This window comes from Natrinema altunense (assembly GCF_000731985.1).
GTDB classification, from domain to species: Archaea; Halobacteriota; Halobacteria; order Halobacteriales; family Natrialbaceae; genus Natrinema; species Natrinema altunense.
On record NZ_JNCS01000009.1, the window covers coordinates 1 to 15,850 of the forward strand.

A 15,850-nucleotide genomic window follows, 5' to 3' on the forward strand; every position below is an offset into this window, starting at 1 on the left:
AGATCGACCTCGGTCGCATGGACCAGGTCTTCTTCATCACCCGCAACCCCCTGATGCCCCCGGTCGCCAAACTCGACGAGGAGCAGGCTGCCGTCGCCTTCATGCTCGGCGAGTCGATCCAAACCAGTGCGGGCGATCCGTCCCGGGCGGGTGAGTCGATCCGCGTCGTCGGGACCAACCCGTTCATCATCGGCTCCGAGGGAGAGGAGGGGAACATCTTCCACGAACTGATCGACATCCTCGATGTCGACTGTTACGTCATCAACACGGGCTATCTCGGCGATCGATCGGCGGATATCGGCGTCACCGAGTCCGTGACGATCCTCACGGAGGCCGCCCGCGGCACTATCGAGTGGACCCACGACGAGCGGATGGGGCTGACGATCCCCGAATCCGTCCCGGGACTCGATGTCGACGACTACTACGTCCCCGACCACGTCGACGACTACGAGGCGGCGCTGGCGGACCTGCGAACCGACCGTCGCGAGTACTTGGCGCAGTTCGACGAACTCCGCGAGGAGATCAGGGACGCCGTCTACTGATCGATCGCGTCCCGCACGTCCCGGTGCACGAACGATACTCCCGGTTTTCAGACCCGTTGCGATCCCCGGAGGGTGGCAGTACTTGCCGCACACGCACAGCGTTATATGTGTCGAGTTCTCACGGTTCGGTAATGAGTACCCAAGTGCGGAAACCGACCGCGAGAATCTGTGAATCGTGTGGTCGAGGTGAACAGTGGGACGAACGCCTCGAGGCCTGGCAGATCGCCCGCGACGGCGGCGAGAAACAGGTCGGCAACCCACACTGCATCCACGAGTGGGACATCACCGGCACCTTCACGCCTGTCGACGCGACCGACAGTTAGCCGATGCGCCGCGGGCGACGATATGGACGTTTTTCACCGACTGGTTCGTAGCGCTTTCCATGCCGACCGTCTACATCACGGCACCGCCCGAAGCGGCCGACGAACTCGCCGAAACGCTGGTCGAAGAGCGACTCGCGGCCTGTGTCAACCGGCTGTCGACGACATCGACCTACCGCTGGGAGGGCGAACTCCACCGCGACGACGAAGTCGTGTTGCTCGCGAAGACCACCGACGACGCCTACGACGCCCTCGTCGACCGCGTTCGCGACAGCCACCCCTACGACGTCCCCTGTATCGAGCGCTTCGACGAGAGCGACGTTCTCGAGTCGTTTGCGGCGTGGCGAACGGAACGCGTCGACTGACGGGACGGCACCCGTTCGGCCTGCGTACGGCAGACGGTCACAGACGATGACTGCCCGAATTAGCAACCCTTAAAACTCGCGCACGGGTTATCACGGGTATGGCTGGAACCATCGAAGTGCTCGTTCCGGGTGGCCAGGCCAACCCTGGCCCACCACTCGGTCCCGAGCTCGGACCGACGCCCGTCGACGTGCAGGCCGTCGTACAGGAGATCAACGACCAGACCGAAGCGTTCGACGGGACCGAAGTCCCCGTCACCGTCGACTACGAGGAGGACGGCTCCTTCGAGATCGACGTCGGTGTCCCGCCGACGGCGGCACTGATCAAAGACGAAGCCGGTTTCGAGACCGGGAGCGGCGAGCCCCAGAAGGACTTCGTCGCGGACCTTTCCGTCGATCAGGTCAAGAAGATCGCCGAGCAGAAACACCCCGACCTGCTCGCTTACGACACGATCAACGCCGCGAAAGAAGTCGTCGGAACCTGCGCCTCGATGGGCGTCACCATCGAGGGCAACGACGCTCGAGAGTTCAAGCAGCGAGTCGACGACGGCGAGTACGACGACGTGCTCGCCGGCGAAGCGAGCGCCTGAAGGCGGCGCAGCGAGTACTTCTCCGTTCTCGTGGACGGCCGGTAGCGCTGACGACACCGTTTGGCACACCGTGACGGCCGGCCGGTTTCCGTGTCCCCTCGAAACTGCCGTCACCGACAGTATCGGTCGGTAGTATTGACGTTCGCGCTCGATGCCGGCGGATGGAGGACAAACGAAACGGCCGTCGAGCCGACGATCCGGAGCAGGGACGCAGTTGGGACGGCTACCTAGATCTTGTTCGCGGGCGGGACGGTCCGATCGTCGGGACGGGTCGTCCCGGACGCTCCGAATAGAACCCGAATGAACGCACCGGTTCCGAGCGTCCCGGCCAGCCCGACGAGAGCGACGGTGGCCGGAAGCGACAGTCCGGCAGCCCCGCTCGCGAGCGCCCCGACGAGCAGCCCGGTCGCGAGCCGGTCGTCACCGAGCCGCGCGGCGACGGTTCGGCCGATCGCGACGCAGCCGATCGCCATCGCCGCCGGGAGGACGACCGCGCCGAGGATCACCATCGGAATCCCGAAGAACGTCCCGATGTCCGTATCGACGATCAGGTATCCCGTACTCGCGAGTCCGCCCACGACGAGGAACCCCGGGATCCCGACGCAAAGCGAGATGATGGGGCTCTGGCGTGATTTCGACACTGCCCGTCTGCTGCTGTTCTGTGCCAATCCGAAGACGACCATCGCCACGAGGGCGGTCGCGGCGAACTGAACGCCCATCCGAACGAGGGGCTCGAGCGAACGATACGCCTCGAGTTCACCGCCGGCCGGTGCCAGCACGGCGACCGAACTGATCCCCGCCCGACCGATGATAGTATATAAGTCTACTGGCCACATAGATGCATTATACATTGGCACGTATAATAGAGTTTTCGGTTGTTGTGAGCGTGAATAATACGTTACTGTGATGAAACGAGGTGGGAAGAACGCGGCCGCGTGGCTGTCCGTCTCGCCGAGACGGTCCCCGCGGAGACGACGGACGGACCCCACCGCGAGCCGAGCGTACTGGTAGTTCGACGGGTTTAAGTTCGGGTTGGCCCTCGGTTCAAGGGAGACAGGCATCGCCTGTTTCACTGACCCGTAGGAGCAGTCCTGCGTACTACGGAGGTGAACGATGGCAGATTCGGATATTGAAACAGCAGTAGCGCGCGCACTCGAGGATTCGCCCGATCGGAACTTTACCGAAACGGTAGACCTCGCGATCAATCTGCGCGACCTAGACCTGAACGAACCGTCGAACCGCGTTGACGAGTCGATCGTCCTGCCGGCCGGAACCGGCCAGGAGACTCGGATCGTCGTCATCGCCGAAGGAGAGACCGCAGTCCGCGCCGAGGAGGCCGCGGACGAGGTGCTTTCGGTGGACGACGTGGCCGATCTGGACGACGACGAGGCCAAAGACATGGCCAACGAGACGGACTTCTTCATCGCCGAAGAGGCGATGATGCAAGACATCGCCCGGCACCTGGGTACCATTCTCGGTCCCCGAGGGAAGATGCCGGACCCGCTCTCGCCCGACGACGACGTCGTCGAAACCGTCAACCGGCTCAAAAACACCGTGCAGCTTCGCTCCGGCGACCGACGAACGTTCCACACGCTCGTCGGTGCCGAAGACATGGACGCCGAGGACATCGGCGACAACATCGACGTCATCCTGCGTCGCCTGCACGCCGACCTCGAGAAGGGGCCCCAGAATATCGACGCCGTCTACGTGAAGACGACGATGGGGCCGTCCGTGGAGGTGGCCTAGAATGAGCGCACAGGCTGAACGCAAAACCGAGAACCTTCCCCAGTGGAAGAAAGAGGAAGTCGACGAACTCGCACGAATCATCGACGAGTACGAGAGCGTCGGCGTCGTCGGTATCGCCGGCATTCCCTCGAAGCAGCTCCAGGACATGCGTCGCGACCTGCACGGTACTGCCGTGTTGCGCGTCAGCCGCAACACCCTGCAGACGCGTGCCCTCGAGGACGCCGGATTCGGCGACCTCGTCGAGCACATCGGTGGTCAGGTCGGCATCATCGCGACGGACGAGAACCCGTTCTCGCTGTACAAGGAACTCGAGGCGTCGAAGACGCCCGCGCCGATCAACGAAGGCGAAGTCGCCCCGAACGACATCGTGATCCCCGAAGGGGACACCGGTGTCGACCCGGGGCCGTTCGTCGGCGAACTTCAGGGTATCGGCGCGAACGCGCGCATCGAAGACGGATCGATCCAGGTCATGGAGGACTCGACGGTCCTCGAGGCCGGCGAGGAAGTCTCCGCCGATCTGGCAAACGTCCTCAATGAACTCGGAATCGAGCCAAAGGAGGTCGGGCTCGATCTGCGCGCCGTCATCGCCGAGGGCGTGCTCTTCGATCCGGAGGACCTCGACATCGACGTCGAGGCCTACCGGAGCGACGTGTCGACGGCCGCCGCCCGCGCTCGGAACCTCTCGATCAACGCGAGTTTCCCGACCGCGACGACGGCCCCGACGCTCATCGCCAAGGCGACGGGCGAGGCCAAGAGCCTCGGCCTGCAGGCCGCCATCGAGGACGAAGACCTGATGCCCGACCTCGTCAGCAAGGCCGATGCACAGTTGCGTGCGCTCGCCGGCCAGATCGACGACGAGGAGGCGCTTCCTGACGAGCTTCAGGACGTCGCGGCTCCCGCCGAACCGGCGGCGGCCGACGACGAGGACGAATCGGCAGACGACCAGACTGACGACGAGGCCGAGACCGAAGACGCCGAGACCGACGATGACGACGAAGACGACGGCGACGGCGCGGCCGGTCTCGGCGAGATGTTCGGCTAATCAACGGAGGATCCAACAATGGAATACGTATACGCTGCACTCATCCTGAACGAATCGGACGAAGAGATCAACGAAGACAACCTGACGAACGTGCTCGACGCTGCCGGCGTCGACGTCGAGGAGTCCCGAGTCAAGGCGCTCGTCGCCGCGCTCGAGGACGTCGACATCGACGAGGCAGTCTCCGAGGCCGCTGCCGTCCCCGCCGGCGGGGCCGCCGCAGGCGGTGCCGCAGGTGGCGAGGCCGCTGCCGACGACGCCGACGAGGAAGAAGAGGCCGAGGAGACCAGCGACGTGCCGGACACGACGGACGACGACGACGATGACGACGAGGCCGACGGCGAGGGTCTCGGCGAACTCTTCGGATAACGCGTCCCGTCGATCCGGTTTCGACGAGTTTCCAATCCCGATTTTTATCGATGCTCGGCGACGAGTGGCAACGCCGCCCGCGGGGACGCGGCGGATCAGGACTCGATCGCTCCGCCGAGCCGAGACATTATAACGGAAGGCGCGGCCACAGTCGGCGATGCCCACCCCAGTCGAGGTCGTCGCCGAGCCGATGCTGACGCTCCAACTACTCGCGTGGGTGGTCGCCGGCTCGCTGCTGGGGTGTTGTAGCGGGCTCGTTCCCGGCGTACACGCCAACAACTTCGCGTTCTTGCTGGCCGGGGCCGCGCCGTCGGTCCCCGCGCCGCCGCTGTTCGTCGGCTGTGCGATGCTCGCGGCCGGCGTCGTCCACACCTTCTGTAACGCCGTCCCGGCGATGGCCCTCGGCGTTCCCGATGCAGAGATGGCCGTGACCGCACTGCCGGGCCATCGGATGGTTCTCGAGGGGCGGGGCTACGAGGCCGTTCGGCTCTCCGCGCTCGGCAGCATCCTCGCCGTGATCGCGGCGGTTCCGCTGGCCGTTCCCGTCACCTGGGCCGTGACGGCCGTCTATCCGACGCTCCGGGCCCACCTGTCGCTCGTTCTTGCGTTCGTCGCGGTCGCGCTGGTCGCCTCGGAACCGACGTGGCGCGGCCGGGTCGGTGGGCTGCTCTCGTTCGCGCTCGCGACCGGCCTCGGCGCGCTCACGCTGGATCTCGCCACGGACGCCCCGCTCGAGGCGGGTGGCACGCTCGCGCCCCTTTTCGCCGGCCTCTTCGGCGCGCCGGTGTTGATCGACGCGATCCGGGGCAGCGGGATCCCGCGACAGGAGAGCGACGGCGTACGGGCCTCGCGACCGTTCGTCGGCGTCACCGCCGTCGCCGGCGCGCTTGCGGGTGCCGTGGTCGGCTACCTGCCCGGAATCACGGCGGCGATCGCCGCCGTCGGGGTGCTGGCGCTCGTCCCGAACGGAGCCAGCGACCGCGGCTACATCGTCGCGACCAGCGGCGTCGACACGTCGAATACGATATTCGCGCTCTTCGCACTGGTCGCGATCGGTCAGCCCCGAACCGGCGTGATCGTCGCGTTCGAACGGACGGCCGCGCCGCTCGAGGTACCGATCCTGCTCGCCGGCGTCGTCCTCGCGGGGCTGATCGGGTTCGCGGTCGTGATCGTCGTCGGCGACGCCTATCTCGAGGTGATCGGCCGGCTGACCTACTGGAAGGTATCGGTCGCCGTCCTCGCCGTCCTGCTCGCCCTGTCGTATCTGTTTACCGGCCCGGTCGGTATCGGGATCTTCGCCGTCGCGACCGCGATCGGCCTGGTGCCGGTTCGGGTGCGGTGTCGCCGCGTCCACCTGATGGGCGTACTGATCGGGCCGCTGATGCTCGGCCTCTGATCCGTTCGCCGTCCTCACCGTCAGTCGTCGCTGGTGGTGGCATCGCGAGCAGCCGCGACGAGCGCTTCGACGCGCTCCCGTGAGACCGGAGCAGTCGTCTCGCCACCACGTTTGAGTGCGGTGCCGACGATGACGCCGTCTGCATCCGCGTCGAAGCACTCGGTGACCGTCTCGCTCGTCACGCCGCTCCCGACGAACACCGGAACCCGATCGTGGTCCCGCTCCGCGAGCGCGTCGGCGACGCGTTCGACGTCCGCGAGCGAGGTTTCGACGCCGGTTCCAGCTCCGGAAACGATGACGCCGTCGGCCGCGCCGCGCTCGACCGTCTCGAGGGCCGTCCGCTCGATATCTCGCTGTCCCATCGGCGTCGCGTGCTTGACGTGGACGTCCGCGAGGATGGCCACGTCGGCCCCGATCCGATCGCGAAGCCGGAGCGTCTCGTGGGCCCGGCCCTCGACGAGACCTTGATCGGTCGCCGCGGTGCCCACGTGGACGTTGACCCGGACGAACGCGGCGTCGGCGGCCGCCGCGATCGACAGCGCGGCGCGGGCGTCGTTGCGGAGCACGTTGATCCCGACCGGCACGTCGACGGCGTCGGTCAGTGCCGTCGCGACGGCCGTCATCTCCGCGACGACGTGTTTCGGAACGTCATCGGGATGGAACGGCGCGTCGCCGAAGTTCTCGAGGACGATGCCGTCGACGCCGCCCGCCTCGAGCCGGGTGGCATCCTCGAGTGCGCGGGTTCGGACGGCCCGGCGGTCGCCGTCGAAAGCCGGTGCGCCGGGGAGCGGCGGGAGGTGAACCATGCCGATAACGGGGCGGTCGGCGTCGAATCGCTCCGAGAGTGCTGTGGCCGTGGCCATATCGATGCTGGGTGCGAGCCGAATAAATGAGTGCGGATCGCTCCGCCGGACGAGACACGTTGTACTGACGATCCGGCAAGCCCCGCTCCCTCCACGGCTGTTTTTTCGGCGGCGTGGTAACGTTTTGCCGATGACAGACGTACTCGCTCCGTTATCATTGCGCGACCGTGAGGCGGAAAACCGGATCGCCGTCTCGCCGATGTGTCAGTATTCGTGTGAGCGCGACGGGCTCGCGACCGAGTGGCACCGCGTCCACCTCGGAAGCCGGGCCGTCGGCGGTGCCGGCATCGTCATGACCGAGGCCACGGCCGTCGAGCCGGCCGGCCGCATCACGCCCTACGACCTGGGGATCTGGAGCGACGAACACGCGGCCGCGCTCGAGCCGATCACCGAGTTCATCCGCGACCAGGGCGGGCTGCCCGGAATCCAACTCGCCCACGCGGGTCACAAGGCCAGCAAGGAACGGCCCTGGGAGGGCCACGTCCCGATCCAGCCCGACGGGACCGACCCCCACGGTGCGTCCGGTTGGGAAGTCCTCTCGCCGTCCCCCGACGCTTACCCGCCGTTCGACGGCGACCGGCCGGCGATGCGGAAGGCCGACCAGGACGATATCGAGGGCGTCATCGAGGCCTATCGCGCGGCGGCCGAACGGTCGCTCGAGGCCGGCTTCGAGATCGCGGAGATCCACGCGGCCCACGGCTACCTGCTCCACGAGTTCCTCTCGCCGGTTACGAACACCCGCGAGGACGACTACGGCGGCAGCTTCGAGAATCGGACCCGGCTGGTCCGAGAGGTCGTCGCGGCCGTCCGCGAGGTCTGGCCCGACGACAAGCCGGTCTTCGTCCGCATCTCCGGTACGGACTGGCTCGACGACCGCGAATCGTGGGACATCGAGCAGTCGGTCCGACTGGCGAACGACTTCGCCGATCTCGGCGTCGATCTGGTCGACGTGAGTTCGGGCGGGCTCCACCCCAAACAGTCGATTTCGGGCGGCCCGAACTTCCAGGTGCCGCTGGCAGAGCAGGTCCGTGAGGAAGCAGACGTCGCCGTCGGCGCGGTCGGCGGTGTCACCGAACCGGAACAGGCGGACGCACTGGTCCGTAACGGCCGCGCCGACCTCGTACTCGTGGGCCGGGAGTTCCTGCGCGATCCGTACTTCGGCCTCCGCGCAGCCGACGACCTCGAGCGTGACCCGGACGCGGCAGCGAACGCGTGGCCGGCCCAGTACCGGCGCGCCGCACAGCGGTAACGCGATCGACTCGATTCCGGGTTCGAACCGGTCGAAAAAGCGGAACTCGAGTTACGTTCCGTCGAAGCCGTCCAGCCATCCGGTGACCGAGGACTGTAACGCGCCCGTCGTCGTCCCGATATTCAGGAGTTGGTAGCCGTTCGCGGTCTTTTCGTTGACGTCGTCCATGCCGAAGCCGAGTCCGCCCACCGGGACGTCCGCCTCGATGGCGGCCGACCGGATCGTCTCGACGGCTTCCTCGACCTCCGGGTGATCGAACTCGCCTGGATGGCCCAGCGAGACCGAGAGATCGAGCGGGCCGATGAAGACGAAGCCGAGTTCGGGGACCGCGAGGATATCGTCGAGGTCGTCGAGAGCGGACTGGGTCTCGATCGTGACGCCGACGACAACGGACTCGTCCTCGCTGGTCACGTAGTCGTCGGTCAGTCCCCAGCGGCCGGCACGCGGGTTCGCCATGCCCCGGCGGCCGGGTTCGCCGTCGTACTCGAACCGACCGGCCCGAACCGCCGCTCTGAGTTCCTCGGCGCTGCCGACTCGCGGGAGGAAGACGTTTCGAACGCCGGCATCGAGGGCTTTCCGTACCAGCGACGGGTCGGTATCGGGGAGCCGAACTAACAGCTCCGTCTCGGTGCCGTCAACTGCGCGCAGCAGTTCCTCCAGCCGGCCCGCGTCCCGCGGACTCGGGCCGCCGTGCTCGAGGTCGATCCAGACGAAATCGACGCCCAGCGCCGCGTAGAGTTCGACGACCGTCGGGCTATACGTGTTCTCGAGGACGCCGAGGGCGACCTCGCCGGACTCGAGCGTCTCGCGGAGCGCGTTGCCGCGCGGTGTCTGACTCATACGGCCGAAAGTCACGCTCGCCCGCGACTAAAGTCTGCGGCCACCGGCGTTCCCGGCCTGAACCGAAGGGTCGAAACACCGTCGAAGGGCTCGAAAAACAACCGCGGACGGCCACGTCAGTCGTCCGTCCACTTGATCGAACAACCCCGGGAGGGCTGCCACTCGAGGTCGACCGGGTCGTCGGCGAGGACGGCGTCGATCGCCTCGCGGATGTGGTACCGGCTCGGCTCGTCGTCGGGGTTGGGGGCGTCGTCGAGCCGACCGTGGTAGACCAGTCGGAACGCACCGTCCTCGCGCGCGAACAGGAACGGATCCGGCGTACAGACCGCGCCGTAGGCGCGAGCGACCGCCTGGCTCTCGTCACGGAGATAGGCGTCGTAGTCGACCCGGCCGTCGTCGACGAACGCCCGCATCTGCTCGACGGAATCGTCGGGGTACTCCTCGGCATCGTTGGGGTTGATCCCGACGACCGAGACGTCGTCGTACTCGGCGGCCAGTTCGTTTAGCAGGTCGAACTTCGCCTGCGCGTACGGACAGTGATTGCACGTGAACACGACCAACAGCGCCTCGTCGTCGGCGAAGCTCTCGAGCGAGTACGTCTCGCCGTCGACGCCCTCGAGTTCGAACGCGGGAGCGGGGTCGCCGGCCTCGAGTTCCGAGTCGGACTCTTTGAGAACCATGGCCGACCGTTCGGGTCGTTCAGCCTTAATCGTCACGTTCGGGGCAGTCGGGTTCCATGGGCAGTTCAAGGCGCGCGGCCGCTGGCATCGCGCCCTATCCGAACAGCTCCGCGACTGCCAGAAGTACTCCCGGAACGACCAGCAGGGCGACCCCGCCGACGAGCAGGGCGAGCGGGACGACCAGGCTGATGTCTGTCAACAGCCAGAGGGCGAGTCCGCCCAGGATGGCCAGCAGGCCCACCAGCCGGAGCAGCCAGACGAACAGCCCCTCGAGCTCCGAATCGGCGACGACATCGGCGAGTTCGAGTACCTCGTCCATGAGTGTTCGCAACTGGCCGACGGATTCACTTAATTCCGGCGACAGATGTCGCGAGTCGATCCTCGCGTTCCCCGTGACGACTTACATATTTGTACCCCCGGCCGCATCGACTGGGTATGAAGACGCTCGAGGTCACCGACGAACAGTATGCGTTCATCCAGCACCTCCGCGAGGAAATTTCCGAATCGGTCGTCGGCAAGTACGGGTTCGTCCGCGAACAGGACGCCGTCCAGTTCCTGGTCGACAACCTCGACGAGGAGATCGAGATCGACGCCGACGAGTTCGACTCCTCGGCGACCGACGACGTTTCGGCATCCGTCGGTGCCGCCATCGACGGCAGGGACGATCCGACCGAACTCGAGGAAGTCTCCTACGTCGAAGGCGACGCCGCCGACCCGCCGGCCGACGACACGGGAGACGCCGACGGCTCGAGCGAGACGAGTCCGACCGACGACGCGGACGAGACCGGAACTGAATCGGACGACGGCGACGCCGACACGGACGCCGACGACGGCGACGATGAGGACGCAAGCGATGGCGATGGTTCGGCCGACGACGGCGACGGCTCGGCCGACGACGACGACATGTTAGACGAGATGATGAGCCTGCTCGAGACCCACGACGACAAGTGGAGGGAATCGGACTCGGCGGACTACCGGTATACGGTCGACCTCCCCGACGGCTCGTCGGAACAGGTCCAGACCAAAGACGACGTGCGGGCGTTGCTGTTCAAGAATTATCGCTGATACAGCCGGGACAGCGCCGTCTCGCCGGGTTCCATCGCGCAGCCGAGGGATCGTCGGTATCGTGACGCGAGTCAGGTGAGCGGCCGCTCGAGTGTGGGCCTGCGACGGAGCGCCCTCGTATCGCGTTCCGAGAACCGATCTCGCTTGCGGGACTGCCGTCGGTCGTGGGTGCGTTCGGTCAGATCGCTCCGTTGATGATGTCCGCGACTTCCTGTCGATCGAAGAGGTGTTCGTCGCCGGTCACATCGCCGAACTCTTCTGGGAACAGTTGCTTCGCTGCTCGTTCCGTCAGGAAGAGGTTGTGAATCGGGCCCTGATTGAGGTAACCGCCGCGATACACGCGCCCGTTCTGTACGGCAGTGAGTTCACTCCCGACGGGATGGCGCTGCATATAGTCGAGAACCGTGTCACGGAATTCCGTCGCGGACTTCCGCTCGTGGCCGCGGATGAGGATCACAGCAGGATCGATTTCGAGCAGGTTCTCGTAATCGAGTTTTCCCCGGTTCGTGGTGCTGAGATTCTCGGTTCCGGTCCCCGCCAGCGCGTCGTGGATACCGAGGTCCCGCCACTGTTTCTTGCTCGTCCCCTCGTCGTCGAGCCGGTACGGTGAGAACGTCTCCGGCTCTTCGGAACCCTCGAACGTGAGGAAGACGGACGGGCGGTCGTCGGCCGGTGGGAGCCGCTCCTGCACCGACGCGATGAACGCGGTGTGGAGTTCGCGAAACGCCTCGTAGCGATCACGCTGTTGGAACACTGCCGCTACTTTCTCGAAGGCCTCGTACAACGTGTAGTAGCGGTAGTCGTGCCATTCGTCCGATCGACGGAAGATCAGGTTGCCGACGAACGGCGCGACCATCGACGTGATTTCGTCGATATCCGCATCGTCCCACCCGAACCAGTTGATGAGCATCTGTGGGTCGTACAGGTGCACGTCGCTGTCGAGTTCGTAGAACTCCTCTTTGGTCCGGACCTCCGGATAGGACTCGAGGACGTCTCGATCGACTGTGACTCCGGGAAGTTCGTCGTACACGTCGGTGTAGTACCGATTCGCTCCGCCGAGCCCCGCTAATCCATCAGCTTGCCCCAGTGCGACGGCCATATCCGCGTATCCGCCGTCGTACGCGACCCAGCGTTCGGGTACCGTCTCGAAGGTGACGCTTCCCATCGGTTCCATCGACACCGAGTACGAGTCGCTCCCACTTGTCTCGCCCTGCTTGCTCTGGTCGGCCAACTCTGAACAGCCGGCGAGGGAAACGCCGGTCGCGAGCGTTGCGCCGTATTTTAGCGTGTCTCTGCGTGTCGGGACATCGTGTGTTGTCTCATCCATCCCCATGATTTTAGGCCGGCCTAAAATATGATAAACGCTCCGATTATTAGGCGTGCCTAAAATTACGGTCGACGGAACCGCGCGGTGTCTCGAGGGGACTGGGCATCGCACCGGTTTCACCGGCTTGACACCCCACAGCGCCGCGTACGGACCATCCATTGCGAGCACCTCGTCGTGGGTCCCGTCCTCGACGACCGTCCCCGCGGGCCGCCGGCCGGACAACGTTAAACCTTTACACACGCTCGCGCTTTCACGCCGTATGAGCGAACGCGAGGTGCTCGAGTTGCTTCGTGAGAACGCGCGCTACTCCACGGCGGATATCGCGCGAATGACCGACCTCGAGGAACGCGAGGTCGAGGCGACCATCGAGGAACTCGAGGCGGCGGACGTCGTCCGGGGCTACCAGGCGGTCGTCGACTGGGACAAACTGGAAGACGAGCGCGTCCGCGCCGAGGTCGAGTTGAACGTCACGCTCGACCGCGAGACGAGCTACGACGACATCGCGGAGCGCCTCGCGCGGTTCCCGGAGGTCAAAGCCCTGCGGCTGATCAGCGGCGACTACGACTTCGACATGGAGGTCGAGGGCGATTCCATCCGCGAGGTCTCGCAGTTCATCAGCGAGAAGGTCGCGCCCGTCCCCGAGATCACCCAGACGGTCACCCACTACGTGATGGCCTCCTACAAGGAGAACGGGATCGAACTCGGCGACGGCGAGGGGGACGATCGCCTCTCGTTCTCACCCTGACCATGACGTTCGAACTGTCAGACCGCGTGCAGACGGTGCCGCCCTCGGGCATTCGGCGCTTCTTCGAGATCGCCGAGGAACGCGACGACGTCATCTCGCTTGGCGTCGGCGAACCCGACTTCGCGACGCCGTGGGCGGCCCGCGACGCCGCGATCACGTCCTTAGAACAGGGGAAAACCTCCTACACGGCCAACCGCGGGAAGCGAGCGCTCCGCGAGGCGATCGCCGACTACGTCGCCGATCGGTTCGATCTGGGGTACGGTGCCGACGAGGAGATCATCGTTACGGCGGGTGCGAGCGAGGCGGTCGACCTGGCCTTCCGGGCCTTCGTCGACCCCGGCGACACGGTCGCGATCGCCCAACCGGCCTACATCTCCTACGAACCCGGCGTGATCTTCGCCGGCGGCGACGTGTTGCCGGTGCCGACCAAGGAGGAAGACGAGTTCCGACTCACCGCCGAGGCACTCGAGGCGGCCGGCGCGGCCGACGCGGACGTGCTCGTCCTCTGTTATCCCAACAACCCGACGGGCGCGATCATGCCCGCCGAGGACCTCGAGCCGGTCGCGGCGTTCGCCCGGGAGCACGACCTGACGGTCCTGTCCGACGAGATCTACGCCGAGTTGACCTACGACGGCGAGCACACCTCGATCGCGACGCTGCCGGGGATGCGCGAACGGACCATCGTCTTCAACGGCTTCTCGAAGGCCCACGCGATGACCGGCCTCCGGCTGGGCTACGCCCTGGGTCCCGCCGATGCCATCGGTGCGATGAACAAGATCCACCAGTATACGATGCTCTCGGCCCCGACGACGGCCCAGCATGCCGCGCTCGAGGCGTTGGATTCCTGCGATGACGACGTCCGGGAGATGGTCGCCCAGTACGACCGCCGCCGGCAGTTCGTCCTCTCGCGGTTCCGCGAGATCGGGATGGACGTCTTCGAGGCCAAGGGCGCGTTCTACTGCTTCCCCGAGGTCCCCGAGGGCTTCACTGCCGAGGAGTTCGCCGAGGCAGTCCTGCGCGAACAGGGCGTGGCCGTCGTCCCCGGCGACGTCTTCGGCGAGGGCGGCGCGGGTCACCTGCGGATCTCCTACGCGACCGGCCTCGAGGACCTCCGACGGGCGCTCGACCGGATCGAGGCGTTCGTCGAAGAACACACCTGAAACGGGAGTGACCGGCGTCGCTGCTCGCGACCACGTCTCCCGACCGTCGGTCCACCGGGAACGCCGGCCACGCACTATCGGTGTTACTGAAGACCACTGCACACCTGACCACATGACGGCGCTGCGGTCAGCATGGTAATCGGCTCAGTGGCTCCGATAGTGTGACGATCACGAACAGTTTTCCCGATCGCCCGCACTCTCGTGTACATGGTCGACTATCGTCCCATTCCGGACGAGCGGGACGTCTTTCACGAGTACCGCAGCTACGCGTTCAGGCCCGAGGAGGGGGTGCCGGCGTACGACCCCGACGAGCACGAAACGCCCCGCGCGACGCTCGGGTCCCGTCGCGGCGTGTACGAAGCCGGTGCGGCCGACGACGCGGAGCCCCGGTGTGTCTGTCGGCACTACTGGCTCGAGTCACGCGTTCGCGACGAAAACCACCGAACGGCCGGGCTCGCGTCCGTCGCGACGCCACCCGAGCACCGCCGACGGGGGTACGTCCGGCAGTTGCTCGCCGACTCGCTCGCGGAGTATCGCGACCGTGACATCCGGTTTTCCGTACTGTGGCCGTTCAGTTATCGGTTTTACCGGCAGTACGGGTGGGACACGTGCAACCGGATCGTCACCCACGAGTGCGAGCCCTCGGTGCTCTCGTTTGCGACCGCCGCGGTCGATCGGGATGCGGGGTCGATCCGCCGATTCGCGGCCGACGAGTTCGAGTCGCTCAGACCGGCCTACGAAGCACACGCCGACCGATACGCGCTGGCCCTCGAGCGCGACGCGGACTGGTGGCGGTATCGCGTGTTCGCCGGCCACGATCGGGACCCGTTCGTCTACGCGTACGAACGTGACGGGCACGTGCGGGGCTATCTCGTCTACACGCTCGACGGCGAAATGGGCGACCGGACGATGGCCGTCTCCGAGTTCGTGTCCGCGGATCGCGATGCCACCCTATCGTTGCTGTCGTTCTGTCACGATCACGCGTCACAGGTCGAGCGCGTGCGGCTTCGCGCTCCCGCGGCCCTTCCACTCCGCGATCTCGCTCGAGACCCCGACCGGATCGAGACCCACGTCGAGGACGGGCCGATGGTCCGCATCGTCGACGTCGCGGAAACGCTCTCCGCACTCTCGGACCCGGCTCTGGACGTCGATCTGACGATCGCCGTCGAGGACCCGCTGGCCGAGTGGAACGAGGGCGTGTTCCGGCTGGCGGTCACGGCCGACCACGCGGACTGTACCCGTCTCGGCGACCGGTCGGCGTCGGCCGTCGACGCCGACGCTCGCCTCGAGATCGGTGCACTCTCGCAGCTCGTCGTCGGGTTCCGGTCCGCGGCGAGCCTCGAGCGAACCGGAGGGATCGAGACGGCCGATTCGGAGGCCGTGGAGGCGCTGTCGACGCTCTTTCCCGAAACGGACATCTACCTCGGTGATCAGTTTTGACTGCACGCGACGCTGCGTCGACCGCCGCCTTCGACCGGCGGGGGAGGGAATTCGATGACGGACGGGGATTGTCACAGCGTCCCATCCAAACGCTCGGCCACGGCACTGAAATAGGAC

At 66.1% G+C, this 15,850-nt stretch carries 19 protein-coding genes; 13 read left to right on the forward strand and 6 right to left on the reverse strand.

Annotated elements, in window-relative coordinates; genetic code table 11:
* The 4 genes from ALTAJ2_RS14315 to ALTAJ2_RS14330 all read left to right on the forward strand — a co-directional run.
* Positions 1-542, forward strand: a 542-nt coding sequence (locus ALTAJ2_RS14315) for a phosphoenolpyruvate carboxykinase (ATP) (protein WP_144240255.1), incomplete at its 5' end; no start/stop codon positions are given.
* A gap of 131 nt (positions 543-673) precedes the next feature.
* Entirely contained in the window at positions 674-865 is a 192-nt protein-coding gene (locus ALTAJ2_RS14320; protein ID WP_006187267.1) for an HEWD family protein, read from the forward strand.
* 59 nt (positions 866-924) lie between these two features.
* Entirely contained in the window at positions 925-1,227 is a 303-nt protein-coding gene (gene cutA / locus ALTAJ2_RS14325) for a divalent-cation tolerance protein CutA (RefSeq protein WP_007108517.1), read from the forward strand.
* 98 nt (positions 1,228-1,325) lie between these two features.
* A complete protein-coding gene (locus ALTAJ2_RS14330) occupies positions 1,326-1,814 on the forward strand; it encodes a 50S ribosomal protein L11 (RefSeq protein ID WP_007108518.1) in 489 nt (162 codons plus the stop codon).
* Positions 1,815-2,041: 227 nt separating this feature from the next.
* Here ALTAJ2_RS14330 and ALTAJ2_RS14335 read toward each other — a convergent pair whose 3' ends face one another.
* The gene (locus ALTAJ2_RS14335; RefSeq protein ID WP_049899966.1) at positions 2,042-2,650 is read right to left on the reverse strand and encodes a hypothetical protein; all 609 of its coding nucleotides are present in this window, start codon (positions 2,648-2,650) and stop codon (positions 2,042-2,044) included.
* Positions 2,651-2,927: 277 nt separating this feature from the next.
* Here ALTAJ2_RS14335 and ALTAJ2_RS14340 point away from each other — a divergent pair, with 277 nt between their 5' ends.
* The 4 genes from ALTAJ2_RS14340 to ALTAJ2_RS14355 all read left to right on the forward strand — a co-directional run bounded on the left by ALTAJ2_RS14340 (position 2,928) and on the right by ALTAJ2_RS14355 (position 6,364).
* A complete protein-coding gene (locus ALTAJ2_RS14340) occupies positions 2,928-3,560 on the forward strand; it encodes a 50S ribosomal protein L1 (RefSeq protein ID WP_006187271.1) in 633 nt (210 codons plus the stop codon).
* Position 3,561: 1 nt separating this feature from the next.
* The gene (locus tag ALTAJ2_RS14345; RefSeq protein ID WP_007108520.1) at positions 3,562-4,602 is read left to right on the forward strand and encodes a 50S ribosomal protein L10; all 1,041 of its coding nucleotides are present in this window, start codon (positions 3,562-3,564) and stop codon (positions 4,600-4,602) included.
* 18 nt (positions 4,603-4,620) lie between these two features.
* Entirely contained in the window at positions 4,621-4,968 is a 348-nt protein-coding gene (gene rpl12p, locus ALTAJ2_RS14350; protein ID WP_007108521.1) for a 50S ribosomal protein P1, read from the forward strand.
* A 157-nt stretch (positions 4,969-5,125) separates the two neighbouring features.
* Positions 5,126-6,364, forward strand: coding sequence for a tripartite tricarboxylate transporter permease (locus tag ALTAJ2_RS14355; RefSeq protein ID WP_007108522.1), 1,239 nt, complete (start codon positions 5,126-5,128; stop codon positions 6,362-6,364).
* A gap of 20 nt (positions 6,365-6,384) precedes the next feature.
* Here ALTAJ2_RS14355 and ALTAJ2_RS14360 read toward each other — a convergent pair whose 3' ends face one another.
* Positions 6,385-7,227, reverse strand: coding sequence for a BtpA/SgcQ family protein (locus ALTAJ2_RS14360; protein WP_007108523.1), 843 nt, complete (start codon positions 7,225-7,227; stop codon positions 6,385-6,387).
* Positions 7,228-7,357: 130 nt separating this feature from the next.
* Here ALTAJ2_RS14360 and ALTAJ2_RS14365 point away from each other — a divergent pair, with 130 nt between their 5' ends.
* A complete protein-coding gene (locus ALTAJ2_RS14365; protein ID WP_007108524.1) occupies positions 7,358-8,476 on the forward strand; it encodes an NADH:flavin oxidoreductase/NADH oxidase in 1,119 nt (372 codons plus the stop codon).
* Between the two features lie 51 nt (positions 8,477-8,527).
* On the opposite strand, the gene ALTAJ2_RS14370 is transcribed toward ALTAJ2_RS14365, so the two are convergent.
* The 3 genes from ALTAJ2_RS14370 to ALTAJ2_RS14380 form a co-directional block, all read right to left on the reverse strand.
* Entirely contained in the window at positions 8,528-9,316 is a 789-nt protein-coding gene (locus ALTAJ2_RS14370; RefSeq protein ID WP_007108525.1) for an HpcH/HpaI aldolase family protein, read from the reverse strand.
* Positions 9,317-9,432: 116 nt separating this feature from the next.
* Positions 9,433-9,996 carry a thioredoxin family protein gene (locus ALTAJ2_RS14375; RefSeq protein WP_007108526.1) on the reverse strand — a complete coding sequence of 188 codons (564 nt, stop codon included), beginning with the start codon at positions 9,994-9,996 and terminating at the stop codon, positions 9,433-9,435.
* Positions 9,997-10,090: 94 nt separating this feature from the next.
* Entirely contained in the window at positions 10,091-10,315 is a 225-nt protein-coding gene (locus ALTAJ2_RS14380) for a hypothetical protein (protein WP_007108527.1), read from the reverse strand.
* A 116-nt stretch (positions 10,316-10,431) separates the two neighbouring features.
* Between ALTAJ2_RS14380 and ALTAJ2_RS14385 the strand changes: the two genes are divergently transcribed.
* Positions 10,432-11,061: a hypothetical protein gene (locus tag ALTAJ2_RS14385; RefSeq protein ID WP_007108528.1), complete on the forward strand. Its 630-nt coding sequence runs from the start codon at positions 10,432-10,434 to the stop codon at positions 11,059-11,061.
* Between the two features lie 178 nt (positions 11,062-11,239).
* On the opposite strand, the gene ALTAJ2_RS14390 is transcribed toward ALTAJ2_RS14385, so the two are convergent.
* The gene (locus ALTAJ2_RS14390) at positions 11,240-12,394 is read right to left on the reverse strand and encodes an ABC transporter substrate-binding protein (protein ID WP_049899969.1); all 1,155 of its coding nucleotides are present in this window, start codon (positions 12,392-12,394) and stop codon (positions 11,240-11,242) included.
* A gap of 253 nt (positions 12,395-12,647) precedes the next feature.
* On the opposite strand from ALTAJ2_RS14390, the gene ALTAJ2_RS14395 reads away from it, so the two are divergent.
* The 3 genes from ALTAJ2_RS14395 to ALTAJ2_RS14405 all read left to right on the forward strand — a co-directional run bounded on the left by ALTAJ2_RS14395 (position 12,648) and on the right by ALTAJ2_RS14405 (position 15,733).
* Entirely contained in the window at positions 12,648-13,133 is a 486-nt protein-coding gene (locus tag ALTAJ2_RS14395; RefSeq protein ID WP_007108530.1) for an Lrp/AsnC family transcriptional regulator, read from the forward strand.
* A gap of 2 nt (positions 13,134-13,135) precedes the next feature.
* Entirely contained in the window at positions 13,136-14,293 is a 1,158-nt protein-coding gene (locus tag ALTAJ2_RS14400) for a pyridoxal phosphate-dependent aminotransferase (protein WP_007108531.1), read from the forward strand.
* 207 nt (positions 14,294-14,500) lie between these two features.
* The gene (locus ALTAJ2_RS14405; protein ID WP_007108532.1) at positions 14,501-15,733 is read left to right on the forward strand and encodes a GNAT family N-acetyltransferase; all 1,233 of its coding nucleotides are present in this window, start codon (positions 14,501-14,503) and stop codon (positions 15,731-15,733) included.
* Positions 15,734-15,850: the final 117 nt, after the last annotated feature.

Excerpts from the sequence above, each read along its gene's own strand:
- ALTAJ2_RS14385 (WP_007108528.1), top strand. The coding sequence starts at position 10,432 with ATGAAGACGCTCGAGGTCACCGACGAACAGTATGCGTTCATCCAGCAC.
- ALTAJ2_RS14335 (WP_049899966.1), bottom strand. The coding sequence starts at position 2,650 with ATGTGGCCAGTAGACTTATATACTATCATCGGTCGGGCGGGGATCAGT.
- ALTAJ2_RS14360 (WP_007108523.1), bottom strand. The coding sequence starts at position 7,227 with ATGGCCACGGCCACAGCACTCTCGGAGCGATTCGACGCCGACCGCCCC.
- ALTAJ2_RS14380 (WP_007108527.1), bottom strand. The coding sequence starts at position 10,315 with ATGGACGAGGTACTCGAACTCGCCGATGTCGTCGCCGATTCGGAGCTC.
- ALTAJ2_RS14370 (WP_007108525.1), bottom strand. The coding sequence starts at position 9,316 with ATGAGTCAGACACCGCGCGGCAACGCGCTCCGCGAGACGCTCGAGTCC.
- ALTAJ2_RS14365 (WP_007108524.1), top strand. The coding sequence starts at position 7,358 with ATGACAGACGTACTCGCTCCGTTATCATTGCGCGACCGTGAGGCGGAA.
- ALTAJ2_RS14375 (WP_007108526.1), bottom strand. The coding sequence starts at position 9,996 with ATGGTTCTCAAAGAGTCCGACTCGGAACTCGAGGCCGGCGACCCCGCT.
- ALTAJ2_RS14395 (WP_007108530.1), top strand. The coding sequence starts at position 12,648 with ATGAGCGAACGCGAGGTGCTCGAGTTGCTTCGTGAGAACGCGCGCTAC.
- cutA (WP_007108517.1), top strand. The coding sequence starts at position 925 with ATGCCGACCGTCTACATCACGGCACCGCCCGAAGCGGCCGACGAACTC.
- ALTAJ2_RS14405 (WP_007108532.1), top strand. The coding sequence starts at position 14,501 with ATGGTCGACTATCGTCCCATTCCGGACGAGCGGGACGTCTTTCACGAG.
- ALTAJ2_RS14320 (WP_006187267.1), top strand. The coding sequence starts at position 674 with ATGAGTACCCAAGTGCGGAAACCGACCGCGAGAATCTGTGAATCGTGT.
- ALTAJ2_RS14400 (WP_007108531.1), top strand. The coding sequence starts at position 13,136 with ATGACGTTCGAACTGTCAGACCGCGTGCAGACGGTGCCGCCCTCGGGC.
- ALTAJ2_RS14390 (WP_049899969.1), bottom strand. The coding sequence starts at position 12,394 with ATGGGGATGGATGAGACAACACACGATGTCCCGACACGCAGAGACACG.
- ALTAJ2_RS14340 (WP_006187271.1), top strand. The coding sequence starts at position 2,928 with ATGGCAGATTCGGATATTGAAACAGCAGTAGCGCGCGCACTCGAGGAT.
- rpl12p (WP_007108521.1), top strand. The coding sequence starts at position 4,621 with ATGGAATACGTATACGCTGCACTCATCCTGAACGAATCGGACGAAGAG.
- ALTAJ2_RS14330 (WP_007108518.1), top strand. The coding sequence starts at position 1,326 with ATGGCTGGAACCATCGAAGTGCTCGTTCCGGGTGGCCAGGCCAACCCT.
- ALTAJ2_RS14355 (WP_007108522.1), top strand. The coding sequence starts at position 5,126 with ATGCCCACCCCAGTCGAGGTCGTCGCCGAGCCGATGCTGACGCTCCAA.
- ALTAJ2_RS14345 (WP_007108520.1), top strand. The coding sequence starts at position 3,562 with ATGAGCGCACAGGCTGAACGCAAAACCGAGAACCTTCCCCAGTGGAAG.